Source organism: Lacrimispora sp. 210928-DFI.3.58 (assembly GCF_020554865.1).
GTDB lineage: Bacteria > Bacillota > Clostridia > Lachnospirales > Lachnospiraceae > Enterocloster.
On sequence record NZ_JAJCIC010000022.1, the window covers coordinates 58,522 to 80,817 of the forward strand.

Sequence of the window (22,296 nt, forward strand, 5' to 3'; positions counted from 1 at the left end):
TATTTGATGGATGCCGGTGATGTTAGTGTTGCCTTGCGGCGGCGAATTTTTTATAGTAAGCCTGCATGCGCCCGGTAGCGGACGCGCCACCACACCGCGAAAGTCTGGCGGGCGCATTGGGCATACCTGAATACATGCCGCCTATCCGGCGGCAGGACTTTTATAGTAACTGTGAGGGAGCTGAACAGTTACGGGACAAGATAGTAAGACAGGAGGATGGTTATATGAGTTTAGTACCTTACGTCATTGAGCAGACCAGCCGCGGAGAGCGTTCCTACGATATTTATTCGAGACTGTTAAAGGAGAGGATCATATTCCTGGGAGAAGAAGTAAATGATGTTTCTGCCAGCATTGTAGTGGCACAGCTTCTGTTTTTGGAGGCCGAGGATCCCGGAAAGGATATCTCCCTCTATATCAACAGCCCAGGAGGCTCTGTTTCAGCCGGTTTTGCAATCTACGATACTATGAATTACATCAAGTGTGATGTATCCACCATCTGCATCGGCATGGCTGCCAGCATGGGAGCATTCCTTCTGTCAGGAGGCGCAAAGGGCAAGCGCTTTGCTCTTCCAAATGCAGAGATCATGATCCATCAGCCCTCCGGCGGTGCCAGAGGCCAGGCCACAGAGATCCAGATCGTGGCGGAAAACATTTTAAAGACAAAGAAAAAGCTGAACAGCATTTTGGCAGCAAATACAGGAAAGACCATAGAGGAGATTGCCAGAGATACCGAGCGCGACAACTATATGTCCGCCCAGGAGGCAAAGGAATATGGTTTAATTGATGAGATTATTGCCCATCATTAATGCGTAACGATCCGGTCATGGGGCAAATGAAAAACAGGAAGACCTATGGCGGATGGTTCGGGATTGTATATGGAAATGAAAGGTTAGGTATATTGTATGCCAATTAGACCAGATGACACGATCCGCTGCTCCTTCTGCGGAAGAACTCAGGATCAGGTACGTAAGATGATCGCCGGAGCAGGCAACAGCAATGTATATATCTGCGATGAGTGCATTGAGCTGTGCTCGGAGATCCTTGAGGAGGAGCTGAATGGAGAGGAAGAAGAGGTCCCCTCCTTAAATGACATCCACCTTTTAAAACCAAAGGAGATCAAAGCATTCCTGGACGAATACGTGATCGGTCAGGATGAGGCGAAAAAGGTGCTGTCTGTAGCGGTGTATAACCACTACAAACGTGTTACAGCCTGCCAGCAGCTGGATGTGGACGTCCAGAAGAGCAATATTTTAATGATAGGCCCCACAGGTTCAGGTAAGACCTATCTGGCCCAGACACTGGCGAAGATCCTCAATGTGCCTTTTGCCATTGCAGACGCCACTGCCCTGACGGAAGCCGGATACGTTGGCGAGGATGTGGAGAACATCCTTTTAAAGCTGATCCAGGCAGCTGACTATGACATTGCCCGTGCAGAGTACGGAATCATATATATTGACGAGATTGACAAGATCACAAAGAAGTCCGAAAATGTCTCCATCACAAGGGATGTTTCCGGCGAAGGCGTGCAGCAGGCACTGCTCAAGATCCTGGAAGGCACGGTTGCCAGCGTTCCACCTCAGGGAGGCAGAAAGCACCCGCACCAGGAGCTTCTACAGATCGACACCACCAACATCCTGTTTATCTGCGGCGGCGCATTTGACGGACTGGAAAAGATCGTGGAGCAGCGCTTGAGCGCCGGGTCGATTGGCTTTAACGCCGAGATCGTGAACAGGAATGAGATGGATATTGACGAGCTGCTTGCGAAGGTAGAGCCAAAGGATCTGACAAAGTTTGGACTGATACCGGAATTCATCGGCCGTGTACCCGTGATGGTGGCCTTAAAGCAGCTTACCATGGATGCCATGGTGCGCATCCTGTCAGAGCCGAAAAATGCCCTGACAAAGCAGTATCAGAAGCTTTTCGAGCTGGATAATGTAAAGCTTGAATTTACCAGGGAAGCCCTGGAGGCCATTGCCAAGCTTGCCGTTGACCGCAAGATCGGTGCCAGAGGCCTGCGTTCCATCCTGGAATCCACGATCATGGACCTGATGTATGAGATCCCCTCCGATGACACCATCGGCATATGCACCATTACGAAGGACGTGGTGGATAAGACGGGAGAGCCGGAGCTCATTTACCGCGATATGCCGCCGGCTGCTGCCCGCAAACCTTTATCAGAGAGGATGCGCCAGGGCGGCAAAGCCGGAGAGATTGCATAAGGCGGGCCTCAGAGTGAAAGACAAATAGAATGAAAAAGGCCGCTGCAAACCGGATATGGCCCACTTTTGCACTGCAAAGGGAGGGCTTCCAGCTCGCAGCGGTCTTTTGCGCAGAAGGCAGGAGAAGAAAGAGGCTGTAAGCGGCAGCCGGAAATGTTCTCTGCTGCCCATAAAATGGTTGAAGATACAGAGGTGAAAGTTTGAAATGGGAGAACAAGTGATTACAATGCCTGTGGTTGCCCTGCGGGGAATGACGATCCTGCCTGGCATGGTACAGCATTTTGATATAAGCAGGCCAAGATCCGTGGCAGCTGTGGAGAAGGCCATGATCGGGGACCAGAAGCTGTTTTTGGTGGCCCAGAGGCATCCGGAGGTCATGGAGCCGGATCTGAAGGATCTCTACCAGGTGGGGACCATTTCCTGTGTGAAGCAGCTGGTGAAGCTTCCGGGGAAGGTGGTGCGCGTGCTGGTGGAGGGCCAGGAGCGTGCAGAGCTTCTATGCCTGGACTCCAAGGAGCCTGCCCTGATCGGTGAGATCGGCAGATTTGAGGAGGAGGAAGAAAAGCTGGACTCCAGGACCAGCGAAGCCATGCTGCGGGTAGTAAAGGACAAACTGGAGGAATATGGAAAGGTAAACCCGAAGATGGCAAAGGAGATCCTTCCGGGCCTTCTTCTGATCACGGAGCTTGAGGAGCTGCTGCTCCAGGTAGCGATCCAGCTTCCCTGGGATTACACAGTGCGCCAGGAGGTGCTGGAGCATGGCAATCTCACAGAGCGCTATGAAGTCGTGATACAGACTCTTATGACGGAGATGGAGATCTACGCCATCAAGAAGGAATTCCAGGAAAAGGTAAAGGCGGAGATCGACCAGAACCAGAAGGAATACATCCTGCGGGAGCAGATGAAGGTCATCCGCCAGGAGCTGGGAGAGGACAATACCTTATCCGATGCGGATGAGTATCAGAAAAAGCTGGATTCCATCAGGGCGGACAAAGAGGTAAAGGAAAAGCTGGCAAAGGAGATCTCCCGCTTCCGCACCATGCCCATGGGAAGCCAGGAGGCCAATGTGCTCCGCACCTACATTGAGACATTGCTGGAGCTGCCCTGGAAAAAGATGTCAAAGGATAACGACGACATCCGCCATGCGGAGAAGATCTTAAATGACGATCACTACGGCCTGGAGAAGGTGAAGGAGCGCATTCTGGAATACCTGGCAGTGCGCACCCTGACAAAGAAGGGCACAAGCCCCATCATCTGTCTGGTGGGCCCGCCAGGAACAGGAAAGACCTCCATTGCCCGCTCCGTGGCAAGGGCGCTGAACAAGAAATATGTGCGCATCAGCCTGGGCGGCGTCCGGGATGAGGCAGAGATCAGAGGACACAGGAAGACCTATGTGGGTGCCATGCCGGGCCGTCTGGTGGAAGGGCTGCGCCAGGCAGGCGTGAGCAATCCGCTGATGCTGTTAGATGAGATCGACAAGGTGAGCAGCGACTACAAGGGAGATACCTCCTCCGCTCTTCTGGAGGTGCTGGACGGAGAGCAGAATGTGAAGTTCAGGGACCACTACGTGGAGGTGCCCATTGACTTATCCCAGGTGCTCTTCATCGCCACAGCCAATACCACCCAGACCATCCCAGGGCCCCTCCTTGACCGTATGGAGCTGATCGAGGTGAACAGCTACACGGAAAACGAGAAATTCCATATTGCGAAGGACTATCTGGTGAGTAAACAGATGGAGCGCAACGGATTAAAGGAAGGGCAGATCACATTTTCGGACAACAGCCTGGAGAAGATCATACACAATTACACAAGAGAGGCCGGTGTGAGAAACTTAGAGCGCCGGATCGGAGATGTGTGCCGCAAGGCAGCCAGGCAGTTCTTAGAAAACGGCAAAGCTTCCATCCGCGTGACCGAAGGGAATCTGGAGAAGTATTTAGGCAAGGAGCGTGTTACCTTTGAGGATGCCAACGAGGAGGACCAGGTTGGGATCGTCCGGGGCCTGGCCTGGACCAGTGTGGGCGGAGACACCCTGCAGATCGAGGTCAATGTCATGCCGGGCAAGGGAAACCTGCTGCTTACGGGACAGCTGGGAGACGTGATGAAGGAGTCTGCCCAGACAGCCCTGACCTATGTGCGCTCCGTGTGCCCTGTGTATGGGATTGCAGACGACTATTTTGAAAAGCATGACCTTCATATCCACATACCGGAGGGCGCAGTGCCAAAGGACGGTCCATCTGCGGGCATTACCATGGCGACAGCCATGCTCTCTGCTGTAACAGAAAGAAAGGTCAATGCAAAGGTTGCCATGACAGGGGAGATCACCCTGAGAGGAAGGGCCCTTCCCATCGGCGGCCTGAAGGAAAAGATACTGGCAGCAAAGATGGCCCATATCAAAAAGGTGCTGGTGCCTGACAAAAACCGGCCGGATATGGCGGAGCTCTCAAAGGAGATCACCAGAGGGCTTGAGATCGTGTATGTGAAGACCATGGAGGATGTGCTGCGGGAGGCGCTGGTATAAGAACTGTGAGTGCCGCAGCATTTACAGCAAACCTGCATGCGCCCGGCGGGCAGCGCGCCACCGAGCCGTGAAAGTATGGCGGGCGCACTTGGCATACCTGAATTTAGTGCCGCCTATCCGGCGGCGGGACTTTCATAGCAAGGAGGAAATAAGAACATGATCATACGGGACGTAAATCTGGAAACAGTATGCGGCGTCACCAGCAAGCTGCCGGACAATACGCTGCCGGAGTTTGCATTTGCAGGGAAATCTAATGTGGGCAAATCCTCCCTGATCAACGCCCTGATGAACAGGAAGTCCTACGCAAGGACCTCCTCCCAGCCGGGAAAGACACAGACCATCAATTTTTACAACATCAACAACGCCCTCTACTATGTGGATCTTCCGGGCTACGGCTACGCAAAGGTGGCCCTGGAGGCAAAAGAAAAATGGGGCAAGATGATCGAGCGGTATCTGAAGAGGTCAGAGATGCTGAAAATGGTCTTTCTCCTGGTGGATATCCGCCACGAGCCCTCAGCCAATGACAAGCTGATGTACGACTGGATCATCTACAACGGCTACCATCCGGTGATCATTGCCACAAAGCTGGATAAGATCAACCGCAGCCAGATCCAGAAGCACGTAAAGATGATACGTGAAGGCCTGGAAATGGAAAAGGGCGGGATCGTGATCCCATTCTCTGCTGAGACAAAGCAGGGGCGGGATGAGATATGGAACCTGATCGAGGCAAATCTGGGGACCGGGGAAGAAGAGGCTTAGAGGTTAGAATGGATATAAGAGAGCAGGGGAGGGAGACCTCCTCTGTTCTTTTTTATAAATCCTCTCTTGAAAAAAGTGGAATTCACTGCCATACTATGATATAGGAAAAATGCATCTGAAAGAGAAAGGAACTCTTTCTTTTTTTATTACCAGGATACGCAAAATTACGTAATCGACGAATCAGAGGAACATATACCATTTGGAAGAAAGAAGGAAGAAGAGATGGAAAACAGGAGTACCATGGCATTATTTGAAGCATATTTGCGGGAGCAGGAAAAGAGTCAGAATACCATTGAAAAATATATACGTGATGTAAAGCGTTTTCTGGACTATGTGGATCAGGAGTGCTGGGGGAAGGAGCAGGTGATCAGGTATAAGGAATATCTGAGGGAGCATTATAAGATAAGCAGCGCCAATTCTATGCTGGCCTCCCTAAACTGTTTTCTGAAATATCAGGGAAGGATCGAATGGTGTGTTCAGATATTCCGTCAGCAGCGCCAGATATTCCGCGAGGAGGAGAAGGAGTTAAGCCGCAGTGAGTACAAACGCCTGGTAAAGGAAGCAGAGCGCATAGGAAACCAGAGACTGAGCCATATTATGCAGACCATAGGCAGTACAGGGATCCGGATCGGAGAGCTGAAATATATTACAGTGGAGGCACTAAAAAAGCATGTGGTACGTATCCATTTCAAAGGAAAGGAACGGGTGATCCTCCTTCCAAAAACGTTAACAGATATTCTGACAGCTTATTGCCGGAACAGGAATATTCAAAAAGGATGTATATTTATTACTGCTAAAGGACATCCTGTGGACAGGCGGAATGTATGGGGAGAGATGAAGAGACTCTGCAAAAGGTCAGGCGTACAGGAGAGCAAGGTATTTCCCCACAACCTGAGGCATTTGTTTGCAAGATGCTACTATGAAAAGGAAAAGGATCTGGTCCGTCTTGCAGATTTTTTGGGACACAGCAGTGTAGAAACAACAAGAAAATACACAATGATAAGCAGCATGGAGGTATGTCTAAAGCAGCTGGAACTGGGGCTGCTGTTTTATGAACAGGAGACATTAGAAGGGCAAAAAATAACGGTGTGACATAATGTAGATTATGTGGTATATTTTTTGTGTTTGATGTGGCTTGAGAAAATCCTGTCAAAGATTTTGGCATGATTTATTGAAAATCTATGAACGTTGTGTGAAATCTTGTACATAAAAAATATTGAAAAATAGACTATAAGATGGTAGAATAAGGGGTGTTAATTCGAAGAAGGACACTTCGGTGTGACATAATCTACATTATGTCATATCAGAGAACGGAAAGTATGGATCAGGATCTAACCGGACAGCAGTTTAAATGTTTACAAATCTTCGGTGAAAGCATATTGCTGAGGGAGGGGGACTTCTTCTCCCTGTTTTGCGAGCAAGGAAGGTGAATCGTTGGAAAATCGGGAAACAGACAGTGAGTCTGTGAACTTCGGTGAGGGAAGCAGACGCAAAGGCTGGATCGACATACATGCACATATACTGCCGGGAGTGGATGATGGCGCAGAGGATTGGAAAACAGCAGTCAGGATGCTGGAAATGTCCTATGAGCAGGGAGTGAGGTGCATTATAGCAACACCGCACTATTCTTCCCGTCAGAAGCTGGAGCGCATCCGGGAGGTTCACAGACAGCTGGATGAGGCAGCCAGAGAGATATCCGGGGATTTTCATATTAAGCTGGGTCAGGAGATCATGTATTTTGAGGGACTGCCTTCATGCCTTGAGGCAGGAGAAGCGCTGACTTTGGCGGGAAGCCGCTATGTGCTGGTGGAATTCAGGCCGGATGACAACTATGGAAAGATCTCCAGGGCTGTCCATCAGCTGGTCCAATCCTCTTATTTTCCTGTCATTGCCCATGCAGAAAGATACAGGTGCCTAAGGGATCCGGAAAAGATGGCGGAAATGGTAAAGGATGGCGCCTATATCCAGATGAATGCAGGCAGCCTGGAGGGCGGGTTGCTGGACAGAAAGGCCTCCTGGTGCAGGAAGGAAGTGCTTAAGGGGCAGGTGCATTTCCTTGCAACGGATATGCACGGAACAGGAAGGAGGCCGCCTAATCTGGAGCATGCAGTATCCTGGGCTGTAAAGCAGGGAGGCCTGCGGCTTGCGAGAAGGCTTATGAGCCATAACCAGATGCATATACTGGAGGACACAGTATTATAGTGTCTCATTGAAAAAATAAAACAAAGGAAAAGATAGGAATGGAAAAGTTAAAAAAAGACGACGAAGAAATCCAAATTGATCTTTTAGAGCTGTTGTTCGCCTTTAAAAGGAAGGCATGGCTGATCATCTTGGCCATGATCGTAGGCGGAGCAGGAGCGGGGTTCGGCAGCAAGATGCTGATGACGCCTGTCTATACTTCTACCGCCATGGTCTATGTCCTGTCAAAGGAGACGACCCTGACCTCCTTAGCGGATCTGCAGATAGGAAGCCAGCTGACCAAGGACTACCGCGTTATCATAACCAGCCGCCCTGTGCTGGAGCAGGTGATTGAGAACCAGGGTTTGGAGATGCAGTACGAGGATCTCAAAGATGTAGTCACCATTACGAATCCAACAGATACGAGAATCCTTGAGCTGACAGTATCGGATTCCGATCCGGTGCGGGCAAGAGCCATTGCCAATGAGGTGGCAAAGGTCTCCTCCGACTACATAGGAGATATTATGGAAATGATCCCGCCTAAGATGATCGAGGAAGGCGTGGTGGCGTTAGAACCGTCCTCACCCAGCATAAAAAAGAATGCGGCTCTGGGCGGCCTGGGGCTTGCTGTGCTGGTCTGCGGCGCGATTACTCTCCAGGTTATCATGAACGACACTGTGCGTTCGGAAGAAGATGTTGAAAAATATTTAGGCTTAAGCGTGCTGGCCTCCATTCCGGACGACGAAAGTCTGGGCAGCACAAAGAAAAGCAGAAAAAAGGCAAAAGGAAAGGAGGCATAGGAGATGAGGGAAGTCATTGAACTGAACAATGTGGGACCAAAGAACTATTACTATGAAGAAGCGGTCAAAACTCTGCGCACCAATATCCAGTTCTGCGGGAGCAGCATCAAAACCATCATGTTTACAAGCTCCATGCCCAATGAAGGAAAGAGCACCACAACCTTTTCCCTTGCCGCATCTTTAGTAGATATTGGAAAAAAAGTGCTGCTGATCGATGGGGATATCCGAAAATCCGTTATGGTGAAGAAACATGAGATCAAAGGCAATCCCAACGGATTATCACAGTATTTGAGCGGCCAGAAGACATTGGAGGAGGTGCGCTACCAGACAAATGTTGAAAATCTGGACCTGATCCTTTCGGGACCATTTTCACCGAATCCGGCAGAGCTTTTGGAGGATCCTCTGTTTAAGGAAATGCTGGAGGAGGCAAAGCAGGAGTATGACTACATCATCATTGACTCCCCGCCCATGGCGAACCTGATCGATGGAGCGATCATTGCCAGGCAGTGCGATGGAGCGGTTATCGTGATCGAGAGCGGCTGCATCAGCTATCATCTCGTGCAGAAGGTAAAGTCCCAGATAGAAAAAAGCGGCTGCCGCATCCTGGGTGTAGTCTTAAACCGTGTGGGAACGGGATATGAAAATGGCTATTACAACAAATATTACGGGAAATACTATGGAAAATATTATGGAAATCAAGAGGAAAGCGAGACTGCCACAGCACCTGTGACAAAGAAGAGAAGCAGGATGAGAAATGAGAAGAGACCATAGAAAATTCCGTTATGAATTTTGGGAGGGAGCAGCCCTTTTAGCTGCAGTCCTGGCAATTGTATTTTCAGTGAACGGCTGGTATGCGTATCAGGAAAAGAAGGCGTTAAAATCCTTGTCGGAGAGCTGGGCAGAAACAGAACAGGAGCCTGGCAGCGAGGCGGAAAAGAGCCTTATTGAATACGAAGGAAAAAAATACCGCAGAAATACCTATGTAAAAGCGATCCTTCTCATGGGGATTGACCGTAAAGGGACCTTGGAAGAAAACAGGGTAACCGGTTCGGGAGGACAGGCCGACGGCATTTTCCTGATAGCCCATGATACTGTGCGGGACAGTGTGCGTATTCTTCTGATACCCAGGGATACCATGACCCCCATCACACTGACAGATCTGAGCGGAAATGTGCTGGGAAAGGACATCCAGCACCTGACTCTGGCCTATGCATACGGAGATGGACGCGAAAAGAGCTGCAGGTATATGAAGGAAGCAGTGACAGAGCTTTTGGGAGGCCTTGGCATTGATGGGTATATTGCATTAGGAATGGAAGCTCTTCCGGTATTGAACGATACTGTTGGAGGAGTGACAGTGACGATAGAAGAGGAAGGGCTGGCTGCAGCGGATCCTGCATTTGTAAAGGGGGAAAAGGTCCTTCTGAAGGGAAACCAGGCTGAACGGTACGTAAGGTACCGTGATATCAAGATCGCTCAGAGCGCCCTGACACGGACCGAACGCCAGAAAACATATATAGCAGGCTTTGTGCAGGCAGCCAAGAGAAAAGCAAGGGACGAGGAGGGAGTTATTACACGCCTTCTGGAGGAGGCCCAGCCATATATGGTAACAGATCTATCAAAGGGCCAGTATATGGATATGGCGTTAGGATTTTTAAAAAGCAGTCAGGATTTCGGTCAGGAAGACATGGTGACGCTTCCCGGAGAAGCAGTAGAGACGAATCTTTATGATGAGTATTACCCATATCAGGAGGAGATCCTTCCCATTGTCCTGGATTTCTTTTACAGAGAGGAAGGCTGAGAAGCAGAAAGTTAAAAGCGCTCTATATGGATAACTAGAGTGCCGTTTTCCGGCATTCTGGAAAATATAGATAAAGTACGAGGAAAGGAGATGGTAACAATGCCCGTGCGAAATATCAGAAGGACCGCCTTCGGAACGGAGGTGAAGTTAGAGCTAGTCAGGCGAGGGATGACCAGCCGCGATTTGGCAAGAAGCATCGGTATAGCAGAAACTACCTTGTGCGATGTGATAGCCGGAAGAAATAACAGCCGGGTTACGAAACAGAAAATAGTAAACGGTCTGGCCCTGAAGGAATTGCAGGAGCAGCTGGACAATGAAGAAGAGAGTAAAGTAACCAAATAAAACTCAAAGAAAGGAATGGTAAAAGACCATGAGAAAGAAATTAGCAGTAGCAGCATTAGTAACAGCACTGGCCGCATCACAGGCTATGTGCACATTTGCAGCCGGGAGCACCAGCACCGCACCGGTTATCACAAGTGGCGGCGGCGGAAGCAGCAGCGGCGGTGGAAGCGGCAACAGCGGAAGAAAGTACCAGAGCTCTAATCCAACCATGTACGCAGGAACCGGCATGGCCAGCACCAGCGCAGGAAATGACACCATCAGCATTGCAGCCTCAAACGGCGGCGTAACCACCAACAGCAGGGGCCAGGCCGTAGTAGGAGACACCGCAATTGAGTTCGTACAGGGCAGTGACCACGCAGTAGTTGGCCTTCCGGAGTCTGTAGTAGCCAGCATCAACGGCATCAACAGCGGCAGCAGCTTGAACGGCCTGATCGCGAATCTGGATCTTGCAGGCTACAACGCCCTGATCGGCACCCATGCCATCATGACAAGAGACAGCGCAACAAATGCAGAGAAGGTTGGAGCAGTAGAGGTACCTCTGTATATCCCGAACCTGGTAGACGGCTTAGGTACAGTACAGGTACTGTTCTACGACAACATGCTGAGCCAGTGGAGACTCTTAAGCCCTGTCAGTGTTGATGTTGCTTCTAAGACGATTAAAGTGAGCATTCCGAACTCTGGTACGCTTACGGTTGTTTATAAGAGATAAATTGCATATTGGATGCTCAAAAGGGAAAGTATGACGTAATAAGCAGGATATGCCCCGCAGCAGGGCTGCGGGGTGTATTTTGCAAAAATTGATCGATTATCTAAAAAAGAAAATAAGGAACATCCAGTGGAGATGTCAAACGATAGATAGCAATAAAAAGAAAACAAAAACACACGGGGAATCAAGTAGTATGAAAAGACAAGTCTCTGAAAAGCATGGATTCCGGTCTGGAAAAAGAAAAAGCTGGTTTTGCCCAGAGCATTGGCAGATTATCGCATTATATTTAATCTTTTATGATCTTGCCGCTGTAAATGTAGCATACTTTGCAGCTTTGTGGTTCCGATTTGATTGCCGGTTTACAATGATACCAGAAGGATATCTGCAATCATTTATAAAATTCGCGCCAATTTATTCTGTCTTTTGTATCGTGATATTCTGGGGGCTGCGTTTATACAAGAGCCTATGGAGATTTGCAAGCTATAGTGAACTGGCAAGGGCATTGACAGCTTCAGCAGTAACCGCTCTATTCCATACCATTGTAATTACGATTCTGATCCAGCGTATGCCGATTTCTTATTATTTTTTTGGTGCGGTTATCCAGTTTTTACTGGTGATAGGGATACGCTTTTCATACCGCTTTATTTTATTGGAGAGAGGAAGGACTGCAAAAAAATTGAAGGATGCCCATGCTGCACGGGTAATGTTGATCGGGGCCGGTGCAGCAGGTCAAATGATCCTGCGGGATTTATGCAAGGCAAAGGAAACAAATGACAAGGTTTGCTGCATTATTGATGATAATCCGAATAAGTGGGGACGTTTTGTGGACGGTATTCCCATTGTGGGAGGCAGAGAGGATATCCTTGCTAATGCAGAAAAATACAGGATTGAGAAAATCTTTATTGCAATTCCAAGTGCAGCTATGGAGGACAAACGAGATATTCTGAATATATGTAAGGAGACAGGATGCGAGCTTAAAAATCTTCCTGGCATTTATCAGCTGGTAAATGGGGAAGTTACCGTAGGCTCTATGAAAGATGTTTCGGTGGAGGACTTGTTAGGAAGGGAGCCTGTTAAGGCAAATCTAGATGAGATATTCCAGTACATAAGTGGGAAAACCATTTTGGTGACAGGAGGAGGAGGTTCTATTGGCAGTGAGCTGTGCAGACAGATTGCAGGTCATTCTCCTAAACAGTTGATTATATTTGATGTCTATGAAAATAATGCTTATGACATTGAACAGGAATTAAAAGAGGAACATCCAGAGCTAAATTTAACAGTTCTCATTGGATCTGTCCGTGACAGTCGAAGAATCAATAATGTTTTTGAAACATATAAGCCGGATGTAGTGTATCACGCTGCCGCCCACAAGCATGTGCCGCTCATGGAGGCCAGCCCTTGTGAGGCTATTAAAAACAATGCGATTGGTACCTACAAGACTGCCTATGCAGCCATGAAAAACGGCTGCCAGCGTTTCGTACTGATATCTACAGATAAGGCCGTCAATCCAACCAATATCATGGGGGCCAGCAAACGTATCTGTGAGATGGTGATCCAGTCCTTTGACAGGATGATAAAGGAGGGGAAGGAAGAACGTCTGCCAGTCCTGCATGCCCATCAAGAGGATGAGGATGGGACTATGTACGCTTTCCAAAAGCTGGGACATGCTCATACAGAATTTGTGGCAGTACGCTTTGGAAATGTTTTGGGAAGCAATGGCTCCGTCATCCCCCTGTTTAAAAAACAGATAAAAAAGGGTGGCCCGGTGACAGTAACCCACCCCGATATTATCCGGTACTTTATGACGATTCCAGAGGCAGTAAGTTTGGTGCTCCAGGCAGGAACCTATGCAAAAGGCGGCGAGATCTTCGTGCTGGACATGGGGTCTCCTGTGAAGATAGATACTTTGGCAAAGAATCTGATCAAGCTGTCAGGTTACAAGCCGGATATTGATATCAAGATCGAGTATACGGGTTTAAGGCCAGGAGAAAAGTTATACGAAGAAAAGTTGATGGCAGAAGAAGGTATGAAGACTACCCCAAATAAGATGATACACATAGGCTGCCCCATCCCCTTCAATACAGAAAAGTTTTTAAAGCAGCTGGAGGAACTGATGTATGCCAGCTATGAAAATCAGATTGATATCCGGGAAAAGGTAGCGGAAATTGTTCCAACTTATCATCCGGCAGGGATGAATGGGACGGAGAAGAAGGGGAAGGCGTATGAGGAGCAGATGAGAGAGGTTGCGGCGACGAGGGCGGTGGGATAGGTTGCTTCATACATAGAAAGTAAATTGTGCAGTTGATCTTTCTTCTGGCACGGCTGCTCTTCATATATGCATAAAACTTGGAGGAGAAAAAATCAATCCTGGAGCAAAAGTGGGTAATGTGTAACAATTAAGGATGATGCAGATAAGATTAGAAGATGGAGTACTCAGAGCCGTGAAGATGCTCCCTGGTATCAATATGAGGAGCTTGGTTATAACTACCGGATGAGCAACATTATTGCGGGCGTAGCTATAGGAAATATGTTGCATATTGATGAACATATTGCGTAGAAAAAAGAAATTTATGAGTGGTATGCGAAAGGGTGGATGTAGGCAATAATATCTTCAGCCGATGTTACACCTGTCTTCTAATAACAAGATATCTGTTGAAAAACAGAATGTAGTGATTGAAATTATTAAACGCTGCTTTGAACAAAAATGTTGAGGTTTTATTTTGAAGAGGATGGATTAGAGAAATGGAGTATAAAAGGGGTAACCATAAAACCATTGGAATATACGAAAGATTTATCAAAAAGCCCATAGATATTCTGTTATCCATGGGAACACTCATCATTTTATCTATTTTGTTGAGCACAGCTGTCTTGGTAAGGGTGAAATTGGGTTGCATGGTGCTTTTAAGCCAGGAGAAACTCGGTAAGGATGAAAAAAACTTTAGGATATATAAATTCTGCTCTATGTCAAATCAAAAAGATGATGAGGGTAATTTATTGTCTGATGAAATGCGGTTGACTAGATTTGGATGGATACTTCGGTCAACTTCCTTATATCGTGAGGGCCAAAGCGAAAATTTCCATCTTTTATGTAATAACAATGCTCTGAAGGGCTTTGCTGTGCCAGAACGTACTATTGCCAATTTAAGACCAAACTTTTTGGAGGATGGTGAACTTTTTAGCAGTCAGGTTGAATCCCATTATGATTATTTTTATGAAAATTGTGGAAGGGAGAGTCGGGTGGCTTTCTCTTATTGTTGTGCCTGATTTTCGGGAATAAGAATCACAATAAGGAGGTTTGATTTAGCTAGATTGTGAGACAGATTTCATTGGACTGATGGTCGTATTAAACGCTCCTAAATTTCTTGAAGATGGGGGTAATGCAAATATGGTGAATGAGATTAAAACAAGAATATACGACATATTTCCAACGAATGAACTATTTGAAAACTATCTCAATGTTTTCCCTTCTTAATATAGAAGGAAAAAGAAAGAGTTGATCTATAAAGAGAATGAAAGAATTCTGGAGAAGATAAGGAAATACAGAGGATCAAGATTGCTATTATTGGTGCCAGACATATTGGCATTGGTCTAGCGGAAGACCTTTTGGGAAGTCCAGTGTGGTCTGAGGATGAACTAACTCTGAGAAAAATGGGGGAATATGAGGTACAGGAATTGTATTTGAGATTTCGTTAATGGAAGCAGAGTTCAAGAAGGGACTTTATGACTATTACGAAAATGTTGTTTATAAGGTAAAGGGTTACGATTATCCGGCTATGTACGCCGCAGGACGGAAAAGGCGCCTCTATGAATTTGATATAAGAACTTTTGTTTAGAAAAATGCTGGTCGTGGTTGACGAGAGAAGGAATGCTTATTATAGAGACAAGGTCGTTTTGATTACAGGAGGTGGTGGTTCAATTGGTTCAGAATTATGCCGACAGATAGCAAAGATGTAGCCGAAGCAGTTGATCATTTTAGATATCTATGAGAACGGTGCTTATGATGCCCAGCAGGAATTAAGAATTGCATATAAGTGGCAGTTAAACCTGTAGGTGGAGATTGCTTTGATTACAAATCGAAGAACAATAGTAAGAGTATTTGAGCAGTATCATTTGTAGATTGCCATCAATGCGGATGTACACCAGTATGTCCCGCTGATGGGGCATAACTGTATTGAGGCTATTGAGAACAACATGTAAAAATAGTAGTTGCCGGAACCGGAAGCATATAAGATCTGTCTGACTGCGATTGATCAAAAAATATCATCTGCTGATATGGCAATAGAAGATGTGAAGAAATATAGTGTTGTTTCGAAGTATTTGTCTGGAACTGAAAAATACGGAGAGCTTTTTGAGAGAATCTGTGATTGATTCTATGATGGAATATGTAGAGAAATATGGTAGAGAACTAAATCTATTTGATGGTGTTTGATACTTTAAGATTTTGTAGTTGTAAAAAAATATTCAAAACGAGGAGAATTGTTATGAGTAAATTACCATCTAGATCGATTCCGTTTAGTCCGCCAGATATTTCAGAGTTAGAGATTGCTGAAGTAGCAGAAGCACTTAAATCTGGATGGATTACAACGGGGCCAAGAACAAAGCAGTTGGAAAAGAATCTTGCAGTATATCTGGGGCTCCAGACAGAAGCACCTAATGTTGTTTGCCTTAATTCAGCAACAGAGGCAGAGGAATTGAACCTTCGTGTTTTGGGGATAGGCGAAGGCGATGAAATTTTATGCCCTTCGTATACATATACTTCTACCTGTTCAGCAGCGCTTCATGTGGGTGCAACGGTTAAGTTCATTGATTCTCAGAAAGATAATTGTGAGATGGATTATGACGCACTGGAAGCGGCAATTACAGAAAAGACAAAAGCAATCATTCCTGTAGATCTGGGGGGCGTTGTCTGCGATTATGACAGAATCTTTCAGGCAGTAGAGAATAAGAAGCATTTGTTCAAGGCTTCAGGAAATACAGATTTAGGGAACAGAATCCAGAAAGCATTAGGAAGAGTTGCAGTTGTAGCCGACTGTGCTCATGCACTGGGGGCAAGCAAAAACGGCGTAATGGCCGGTAATATCGCTGATTTATCATCTTTTTCATTCCATGCTGTAAAGAATTTTACAACGGCCGAGGGTGGAGCCAGTACATGGAAAAGTATAGATGGAATTGATGATGCAGAAATCTATCATCAGTATCAGCTGTACAGTCTGCATGGACAGAGCAAGGATGCCCTGGCAAAGACAAAGCTGGGTGCATGGGAATATGACATCGTAGGCCCATGGTACAAGTGCAATATGACGGATATTATGGCTGCTATTGGACTAAGGCAGTTAGAAAGATATTCGGGATTGTTAGCACGAAGAAAAGAAATCATAGGAAAATACGATGCAATGTGCGAGGAACTGGGTGTGAAGCACTTGAACCATTACACAGAAAATATGACATCAGCTGGCCATCTGTATCTGACCAGAATTATGGGAATCACTGTAGAACAGCGAAATCAGATTATTACAAAGATGGCAGAGATGGGTGTGGCAACTAATGTCCATTATAAACCGTTGCCAATGATGACAGCATATAAAGCTTTGGGGGCAGAGATTGCAGATTATCCTAATGCATATGATTACTACCATAATCTGATTACGCTTCCGCTTCATACAAAGCTGTCAGATGATGATGTGGAATATGTTATTCAGTGCTTTAGAGAATGTGTGAAAATAGAGAGAGGGTTTTGATGTTAGTTTAAAATCTTTTTTAAACAGGAGCAAATCATGAAAAAATTAATGATATTAGGGGCTGGAATCCTTCAGCTGCCTGCAATTGAAAAAGCAAACGAAATGGGATTGCAGGTGATTGCAGTCGACATGAATCCAGAGGCAATTGGATTCAAAGTGCAGAGAGTAATTAAAGAGGTTATCAGTACGATAGATACCTCTGCAATTTTAGAAGCGGCTAAGAGACATCAAATTGATGGGATTATGACATTGGCCTCAGATATGCCGATGAGGTCTGTTGCGGTAGTGTCTAAAGAATTAAATCTGGTTGGAATTACAGAAGATACAGCTATAAAGGCGACAAATAAGGCAGTCATGAGAGAGGCATTAAAAAAAGCAGAGGTTCCAATTCCGATGTTTTTCCGAGTTGCCGATATGACTGAATATAAAAAGGCAGTTAAAGAAATGCAAAACAGAGGAATGCGTTGTATCATCAAACCTACAGACAATTCAGGGAGTCGTGGAATAGTTTTATTGAAGGACTTTGAAGATAGAACGATAGAGGGTGCTTTTGAGTATAGTAGGAAGTCTTCAAGATCCGGTGAGTTAATGGTTGAAGAATATATGGATGGACCAGAAGTAAGCGTTGAAACATTGAGTGTTGATGGAAGGTGTGAAGTTATTCAGATTACGGACAAATTGACTACAGGTTCTCCTTATTTTGTGGAAATGGGACATAATGAGCCTTCGATGCTGTCAGATAATATTAAGAGACAAATCGAGATGATTACAGTGGCTGCTAATCATGCGATAGGCATTGAAAATGGTCCATCACATACTGAAATCAAAATAACATCAAGCGGTCCTAAGATAGTCGAATTAGGCGCAAGACTGGGGGGAGATAATATAACTACTCATCTTGTACCATTATCAACCGGAGTTGATATGGTTGAATGTTGTATAAAAATCGCTCTTGGACAGAAGCCAGATGTGAAGAAAAAATTTTCAAAAGGAGCTGCGATTCGATATTTTAGAGCTGACCATGGAAGAATAACGGGCATTCAGGGAGTAGATAACGCGAAGAGAATAGAAGGGATTAAGCAGGTTTCTATTGTGCATGGTGTTGGAGAAATGTTACATGGGATCAGAAGCAGTGTAGACAGAGCAGGATTTGTAATAGCTCAGGGAGAAGACGCAGAGCATGCTGTTTCCTTGTGCGAAAAGGCTCTGAATTTAATCAGTGTTGAGGTAATAGACGATGTATAGAAAATATGTGAAACGTATCTTTGACATTATATTTTCACTTGTAATGTTGCCTTTTGTTTTCCTGATTTGTTTGATAATAGGTCCACTTATTTATCTGGAAGATAAAGGAAATATTTTTTATAAAGCAAAACGCAGGGGAGTAAACGGAAAAATATTTGAGATGTATAAATTACGATCTATGAGGATGAATGCTCCGGATATGCGGAATGCCGATAATTCTACATATAATTCGCCTGATGATCCCAGGATTACGAAAATAGGCAAGGTTATCCGAAAAATTTCTGTTGATGAACTACCTCAGGTTTTTAATATTCTTAAAGGGGACATGAGTTTTATAGGTCCCAGACCAATTACTATCAACAGACCGCTTTCAGAATATGATGAGAAAAGAAGAATCAGATTGACAGTACGACCAGGAATTAGCGGATATTCTCAGGCATACTTTAGAAACTCAATCGATCAGGAAAAAAAATTACAGTATGATGCTGAGTATGCAAAAAATGTAACATTTTGGGGAGACATAAAAATTGTTTTTAAAACCATAGAGATGGTTTTGTTCAGAAAGAATATATACATCGAGCAGGAAAATGTATCAGACGTTCATGAAGTGAAATGATTGGAGGAAGAGAAAATGAATGCAACAAAAAAGAGACTTTTGATAATTGGGGCAGGACGCGGACAGGTAGGGTTATATAAGGCTGCAAAAGAAATGGGAATTCATACCATTGCTGGAACCATGAAAGATAATAACCCGCCAGGAATTAAACTTGCTGATGAAGTTTGCTATATGAATATTGCGAATCCAAATGAGGTTTTGGAGAAAGCAAAAACTTTACAATTAGATGGTGTGGCAACATGTTGTCTGGATACTGGAGTCCCAGCTCTTGGAAAAGTGTGTGATGCACTAAAACTTACAGGACTTACGGAAGATGCGGCCATTATGTGCGGAGATAAGCTGAAAATGAAGAGAGCTTTTATGGAACATAATGTAAGTACAGCAAGATTCTATGAAATTTCCAATGAAACAGAGCTTAATGTGGCATTGGAAAAATTACAGCTTCCAGTAATTATCAAGGCTACAGATCTGCAGGGAAGTAATGGCATCTATATTTCTAAGACGCGAGAGGCTGCTTTTAATGGATTTAAAGAGGCAATGAAAAAAACAAAAAAATCTTATTGTATTGTGGAAGAGTATATTGAAGGCTGGGAGTTTGGTGCACAGGCATTTGTCTATAATGGTCAGATATTGTTTGTAATGCCGCATGGTGATGAAACATATATGAGCCACACAGCAGTTCCTGTCGGACATTATGTACCATTAGGCTGCAATATGGATGTCCATGAGCAAACAAAAGTTGCCGTAAAAAATGCTATTACAGCTCTGGGACTTAATAATTGTGCGGTTAATGTTGATTTGATTTTGAAGGACAATACAGTTTATGTGATTGAACTGACAGGTCGTGTTGGGGCAAATTGCCTGCCGGAATTGGTCCAAATTAATTTTGGCATTGAATATTACAAGATGATTGTAGCAATGGCTTTGGGAGAAAATCCGTTGGAGTTCTGGGAAAAAAAGAGAGAGTCTACAAAAGCTGGATTGGCAAAAATGATTCTGGAAACAGAGAAGTCAGGAGTTCTTGATGCTATAGAGTATAAAGGGGAGATTGCAGGAGATGTTCTTGAAGTAACATTCTTCAAGCATCCGGGTGATGAAATTAGAATTTTTGAGAATTCAAACGATTGTGTGGGACAGATCATTGTACAGGGAGAGACAATGGAGGAATGTCAGAAAAAGCTTGATAAGGTAATTTCAGAAGTCGTGATGAAATTGAGATAAAACAACAGAATCCACTCTGGGGCAGGCTCTGGAGTGGATAGATTGGAGATTTTGAGCATTATGAAAGCTTTGTGCTTGTTTGCAAATGAGTTTCCTTATGGTAACTGGGAGGCATATCTTGAAACGGAAGTAAAGTACTATGATGAGTTTGACAAAGTTTATATTTTTGCGCTTCAGTTAAGAAAAGAGCATGCGAAAACGATTAGAAAGATGCCAGATAACTGTATTGTAATTCCAATCAGGTATGCTCCGAGGTGGAAATATTTTCTGAATTCTTTTAGGGTGTTGACTGACCAAAACTTGTACAAAGAATTAGGCATACTGAGAAAAAAACACCGATTGAATATAAGAAAAATAATTGATCTTTTTGTATTTTTAAGCAGATCAGATTATGAGATGCGTATTATACGAAAGTCAATAAAACATGAGGATATAAAGAATGCTATTTTTTATTCCTACAGGTTTGAGTATCAGCCGTATGTGGCTATTTTGCTACGGAAAAAGTTAAGATTGAATAATAAAATAATTGCCCGCGCACACAGGTATGATTTATATGAAGAACGAAGAACCCATAAATATATACCATGCAGGGAAATCTTGTTAGAAAATATAGATGCAGTTTATCCATGCTCAGAAGATGGGACGGAGTATTTACAGAAGAGATTCCCTGAATATAAAGATCGTGTAAGTGTGCGATATTTAGGCACTATTGCACATAACAGGGAAAAATTTGAAAGAAGTTCAAGACTGCGGTTGGTTAGCTGTTCAAATGTAGTTCCTGTCAAAAGGCTGGATCTCATCATAGCGGCTTTGAAAGAAATTACAAATGTTAGAGTAATTTGGACACATTTTGGTGATGGAATTTTGTTGAATGAAATAAAAAAATTAGCAAAACAGTTACCTGAAAATATTGAAACGGATTTCCGCGGAAATTTAAAAAATAGTGATCTGATGAAGGTATATGAAAAAGAGCAATTTGATTTGTTTATAAATGTCAGCAGTTCCGAGGGAATTCCGGTATCCATTATGGAAGCTATGTCTTTTGGAATTCCCTGTATTGCTACTGATGTAGGTGGAACGAAAGAGATAGTAACAGACGGATATAATGGCAGACTCTTAAGGTCTGATTTTAATAATGCTGATTTTGTTGAAGCAATAAATTGGTATTTGAAGATGGATAAAGATACAGTTTATAATCTTCGTAAGAATGTTTATTCTTTTTGGGAAGGAAAATATAATGCGGAAACAAACTATTCTGAATTCGTCAAAGAATTGCCGCTATAGATGAATGAAAAATCGGCATAGGATAGGAGAGTGTAATGTTGCTCATAAAACGAAAAGCATTTCTTGTCTTTGCAACAATTAATGTAATTATTATATTAGGATGGATGATTACCAGTGCCGACAGCCTGCTTACAATCACATTGTTAATTTGGACAAATATGCTGTTTTTCGCTTTGTGTGATTTAGGAAAGCGAAGTATGTTATTTGCTTTCCTGGTTGCATTTTTTGTATTCCTAATGGGAAGAGAAGCTTTGCAGCAGTTTTTTTTATATAAAGTAGAGGTGTTCGATGCTGATGTACAAATTCATTCTAATGTGTGCTTGTTGATTAGTCTTTTAACGATTTTGATTGGCTTTATCTTTTTTAATAGAAAAAATAAGTCGATAGCTAGTACAGTAACATTCAATAATGATAGGATTTTACAGAAAATTTCATTATACATGTTTTATGCTACATGGTTATTTGCTGTTGCTTCTAAGGTGATTGTTGCTCGATATATAAGTTCTAATAGTTATTGGGATTATTATACTGATTATTCGGAATATTTATCAGGCAATACGATCCTATATGCCATAAGTAAAATTGAATTAATGATGCCGGTGGCATTAAGCATATATTTAGCTTGTATGCCGAGTAAAAAGCAGTTCAGATTACCATGTTTTTTTTATCTGGTGTATTTAGTGGTATCCCTTGGAAGTGGGCAAAGATCAACATTTATGTTGGGTATTTTGTTCCTTGTTGTATATTTTTTATTTAGAAATGGAATCCATCCAGAAGAAAAGTGGGTGAAAAAATCATACATTGTCATTTGTATTCTGTAAATGGTATATAACTCGTCGACTTTCCTTCAACTCGATAATTCGAGATAATTG

At 44.3% G+C, this 22,296-nt stretch carries 20 protein-coding genes and 1 pseudogene; all 21 read left to right on the top strand.

The genetic code is table 11. From position 1 onward, the window contains the following. Positions 1-224: 224 nt before the first annotated feature. The 21 genes and pseudogenes from clpP to wzy all read left to right on the top strand — a co-directional run bounded on the left by clpP (position 225) and on the right by wzy (position 22,245). Positions 225-806: an ATP-dependent Clp endopeptidase proteolytic subunit ClpP gene (gene clpP, locus LIZ87_RS13945; protein WP_227147903.1), complete on the top strand. Its 582-nt coding sequence runs from the start codon at positions 225-227 to the stop codon at positions 804-806. Positions 807-902: 96 nt separating this feature from the next. Continuing rightward, positions 903-2,219, top strand: coding sequence for an ATP-dependent Clp protease ATP-binding subunit ClpX (gene clpX, locus LIZ87_RS13950; protein ID WP_227147904.1), 1,317 nt, complete (start codon positions 903-905; stop codon positions 2,217-2,219). 205 nt (positions 2,220-2,424) lie between these two features. Beyond that, a complete protein-coding gene (lon, locus tag LIZ87_RS13955) occupies positions 2,425-4,737 on the top strand; it encodes an endopeptidase La (RefSeq protein ID WP_227147905.1) in 2,313 nt (770 codons plus the stop codon). A 156-nt stretch (positions 4,738-4,893) separates the two neighbouring features. Beyond that, positions 4,894-5,496 (top strand): ribosome biogenesis GTP-binding protein YihA/YsxC, encoded by a 603-nt coding sequence (gene yihA, locus LIZ87_RS13960; protein WP_178317323.1) that lies wholly within the window; start codon positions 4,894-4,896, stop codon positions 5,494-5,496. A gap of 222 nt (positions 5,497-5,718) precedes the next feature. After that, entirely contained in the window at positions 5,719-6,588 is an 870-nt protein-coding gene (locus tag LIZ87_RS13965; RefSeq protein ID WP_227147906.1) for a tyrosine-type recombinase/integrase, read from the top strand. 342 nt (positions 6,589-6,930) lie between these two features. Further along, positions 6,931-7,698, top strand: coding sequence for a CpsB/CapC family capsule biosynthesis tyrosine phosphatase (locus LIZ87_RS13970; protein ID WP_227147907.1), 768 nt, complete (start codon positions 6,931-6,933; stop codon positions 7,696-7,698). A gap of 38 nt (positions 7,699-7,736) precedes the next feature. Further along, a complete protein-coding gene (locus LIZ87_RS13975) occupies positions 7,737-8,474 on the top strand; it encodes a YveK family protein (protein ID WP_227147908.1) in 738 nt (245 codons plus the stop codon). 3 nt (positions 8,475-8,477) lie between these two features. Next, positions 8,478-9,245, top strand: a complete 768-nt coding sequence (locus LIZ87_RS13980) for a CpsD/CapB family tyrosine-protein kinase (protein WP_227147909.1) — start codon at positions 8,478-8,480, stop codon at positions 9,243-9,245. Next, the gene (locus LIZ87_RS13985; protein WP_227147910.1) at positions 9,229-10,272 is read left to right on the top strand and encodes an LCP family protein; all 1,044 of its coding nucleotides are present in this window, start codon (positions 9,229-9,231) and stop codon (positions 10,270-10,272) included. Before LIZ87_RS13980 ends, LIZ87_RS13985 begins: the two co-directional genes overlap by 17 nt. Positions 10,273-10,371: 99 nt before the next feature. Next, positions 10,372-10,614: a hypothetical protein gene (locus LIZ87_RS13990; protein ID WP_178313130.1), complete on the top strand. Its 243-nt coding sequence runs from the start codon at positions 10,372-10,374 to the stop codon at positions 10,612-10,614. A gap of 28 nt (positions 10,615-10,642) precedes the next feature. Then, positions 10,643-11,323 (top strand): hypothetical protein, encoded by a 681-nt coding sequence (locus tag LIZ87_RS13995; protein WP_227147911.1) that lies wholly within the window; start codon positions 10,643-10,645, stop codon positions 11,321-11,323. A 190-nt stretch (positions 11,324-11,513) separates the two neighbouring features. Next, complete coding sequence (locus LIZ87_RS14000; RefSeq protein ID WP_227147913.1) at positions 11,514-13,589, top strand: polysaccharide biosynthesis protein; 2,076 nt, start codon at positions 11,514-11,516, stop codon at positions 13,587-13,589. A gap of 129 nt (positions 13,590-13,718) precedes the next feature. Beyond that, positions 13,719-13,874, top strand: a pseudogene (locus LIZ87_RS22895) (DegT/DnrJ/EryC1/StrS family aminotransferase); the annotation flags it as partial. 188 nt (positions 13,875-14,062) lie between these two features. Further along, the gene (locus tag LIZ87_RS14010) at positions 14,063-14,584 is read left to right on the top strand and encodes a sugar transferase (RefSeq protein WP_227147915.1); all 522 of its coding nucleotides are present in this window, start codon (positions 14,063-14,065) and stop codon (positions 14,582-14,584) included. A gap of 573 nt (positions 14,585-15,157) precedes the next feature. Next, on the top strand, positions 15,158-15,274 hold the full coding sequence (locus tag LIZ87_RS22900; RefSeq protein WP_319638590.1) for a polysaccharide biosynthesis protein: 117 nt from the start codon (positions 15,158-15,160) through the stop codon (positions 15,272-15,274). 527 nt (positions 15,275-15,801) lie between these two features. Further along, positions 15,802-17,058 carry a DegT/DnrJ/EryC1/StrS family aminotransferase gene (locus LIZ87_RS14020; protein ID WP_227147917.1) on the top strand — a complete coding sequence of 419 codons (1,257 nt, stop codon included), beginning with the start codon at positions 15,802-15,804 and terminating at the stop codon, positions 17,056-17,058. A 36-nt stretch (positions 17,059-17,094) separates the two neighbouring features. Next, positions 17,095-18,303 (top strand): ATP-grasp domain-containing protein, encoded by a 1,209-nt coding sequence (locus tag LIZ87_RS14025; RefSeq protein ID WP_227147919.1) that lies wholly within the window; start codon positions 17,095-17,097, stop codon positions 18,301-18,303. Positions 18,304-18,310: 7 nt separating this feature from the next. Beyond that, positions 18,311-18,919, top strand: coding sequence for a sugar transferase (locus LIZ87_RS14030; RefSeq protein ID WP_227147921.1), 609 nt, complete (start codon positions 18,311-18,313; stop codon positions 18,917-18,919). Positions 18,920-18,934: 15 nt separating this feature from the next. Beyond that, the gene (locus tag LIZ87_RS14035) at positions 18,935-20,140 is read left to right on the top strand and encodes an ATP-grasp domain-containing protein (RefSeq protein WP_227147923.1); all 1,206 of its coding nucleotides are present in this window, start codon (positions 18,935-18,937) and stop codon (positions 20,138-20,140) included. Positions 20,141-20,173: 33 nt separating this feature from the next. Continuing rightward, on the top strand, positions 20,174-21,424 hold the full coding sequence (locus tag LIZ87_RS14040; RefSeq protein ID WP_227147926.1) for a glycosyltransferase: 1,251 nt from the start codon (positions 20,174-20,176) through the stop codon (positions 21,422-21,424). Positions 21,425-21,459: 35 nt separating this feature from the next. Next, positions 21,460-22,245, top strand: a complete 786-nt coding sequence (gene wzy, locus LIZ87_RS14045) for an O-antigen polysaccharide polymerase Wzy (protein WP_227147928.1) — start codon at positions 21,460-21,462, stop codon at positions 22,243-22,245. Positions 22,246-22,296: the final 51 nt, after the last annotated feature.

What these genes read in the sequence shown, in the direction of transcription:
- LIZ87_RS13990 (WP_178313130.1), top strand. Translation starts at nt 10,372, where the DNA reads ATGCCCGTGCGAAATATCAGAAGGACCGCCTTCGGAACGGAGGTGAAG.
- clpP (WP_227147903.1), top strand. Translation starts at nt 225, where the DNA reads ATGAGTTTAGTACCTTACGTCATTGAGCAGACCAGCCGCGGAGAGCGT.
- wzy (WP_227147928.1), top strand. Translation starts at nt 21,460, where the DNA reads ATGTTGCTCATAAAACGAAAAGCATTTCTTGTCTTTGCAACAATTAAT.
- LIZ87_RS14025 (WP_227147919.1), top strand. Translation starts at nt 17,095, where the DNA reads ATGAAAAAATTAATGATATTAGGGGCTGGAATCCTTCAGCTGCCTGCA.
- LIZ87_RS14035 (WP_227147923.1), top strand. Translation starts at nt 18,935, where the DNA reads ATGAATGCAACAAAAAAGAGACTTTTGATAATTGGGGCAGGACGCGGA.
- yihA (WP_178317323.1), top strand. Translation starts at nt 4,894, where the DNA reads ATGATCATACGGGACGTAAATCTGGAAACAGTATGCGGCGTCACCAGC.
- LIZ87_RS22900 (WP_319638590.1), top strand. Translation starts at nt 15,158, where the DNA reads ATGCTGGTCGTGGTTGACGAGAGAAGGAATGCTTATTATAGAGACAAG.
- LIZ87_RS14020 (WP_227147917.1), top strand. Translation starts at nt 15,802, where the DNA reads ATGAGTAAATTACCATCTAGATCGATTCCGTTTAGTCCGCCAGATATT.
- LIZ87_RS13985 (WP_227147910.1), top strand. Translation starts at nt 9,229, where the DNA reads ATGAGAAGAGACCATAGAAAATTCCGTTATGAATTTTGGGAGGGAGCA.
- LIZ87_RS13995 (WP_227147911.1), top strand. Translation starts at nt 10,643, where the DNA reads ATGAGAAAGAAATTAGCAGTAGCAGCATTAGTAACAGCACTGGCCGCA.
- lon (WP_227147905.1), top strand. Translation starts at nt 2,425, where the DNA reads ATGGGAGAACAAGTGATTACAATGCCTGTGGTTGCCCTGCGGGGAATG.
- LIZ87_RS13975 (WP_227147908.1), top strand. Translation starts at nt 7,737, where the DNA reads ATGGAAAAGTTAAAAAAAGACGACGAAGAAATCCAAATTGATCTTTTA.
- LIZ87_RS14000 (WP_227147913.1), top strand. Translation starts at nt 11,514, where the DNA reads ATGAAAAGACAAGTCTCTGAAAAGCATGGATTCCGGTCTGGAAAAAGA.
- clpX (WP_227147904.1), top strand. Translation starts at nt 903, where the DNA reads ATGCCAATTAGACCAGATGACACGATCCGCTGCTCCTTCTGCGGAAGA.
- LIZ87_RS14010 (WP_227147915.1), top strand. Translation starts at nt 14,063, where the DNA reads ATGGAGTATAAAAGGGGTAACCATAAAACCATTGGAATATACGAAAGA.
- LIZ87_RS13965 (WP_227147906.1), top strand. Translation starts at nt 5,719, where the DNA reads ATGGAAAACAGGAGTACCATGGCATTATTTGAAGCATATTTGCGGGAG.
- LIZ87_RS13980 (WP_227147909.1), top strand. Translation starts at nt 8,478, where the DNA reads ATGAGGGAAGTCATTGAACTGAACAATGTGGGACCAAAGAACTATTAC.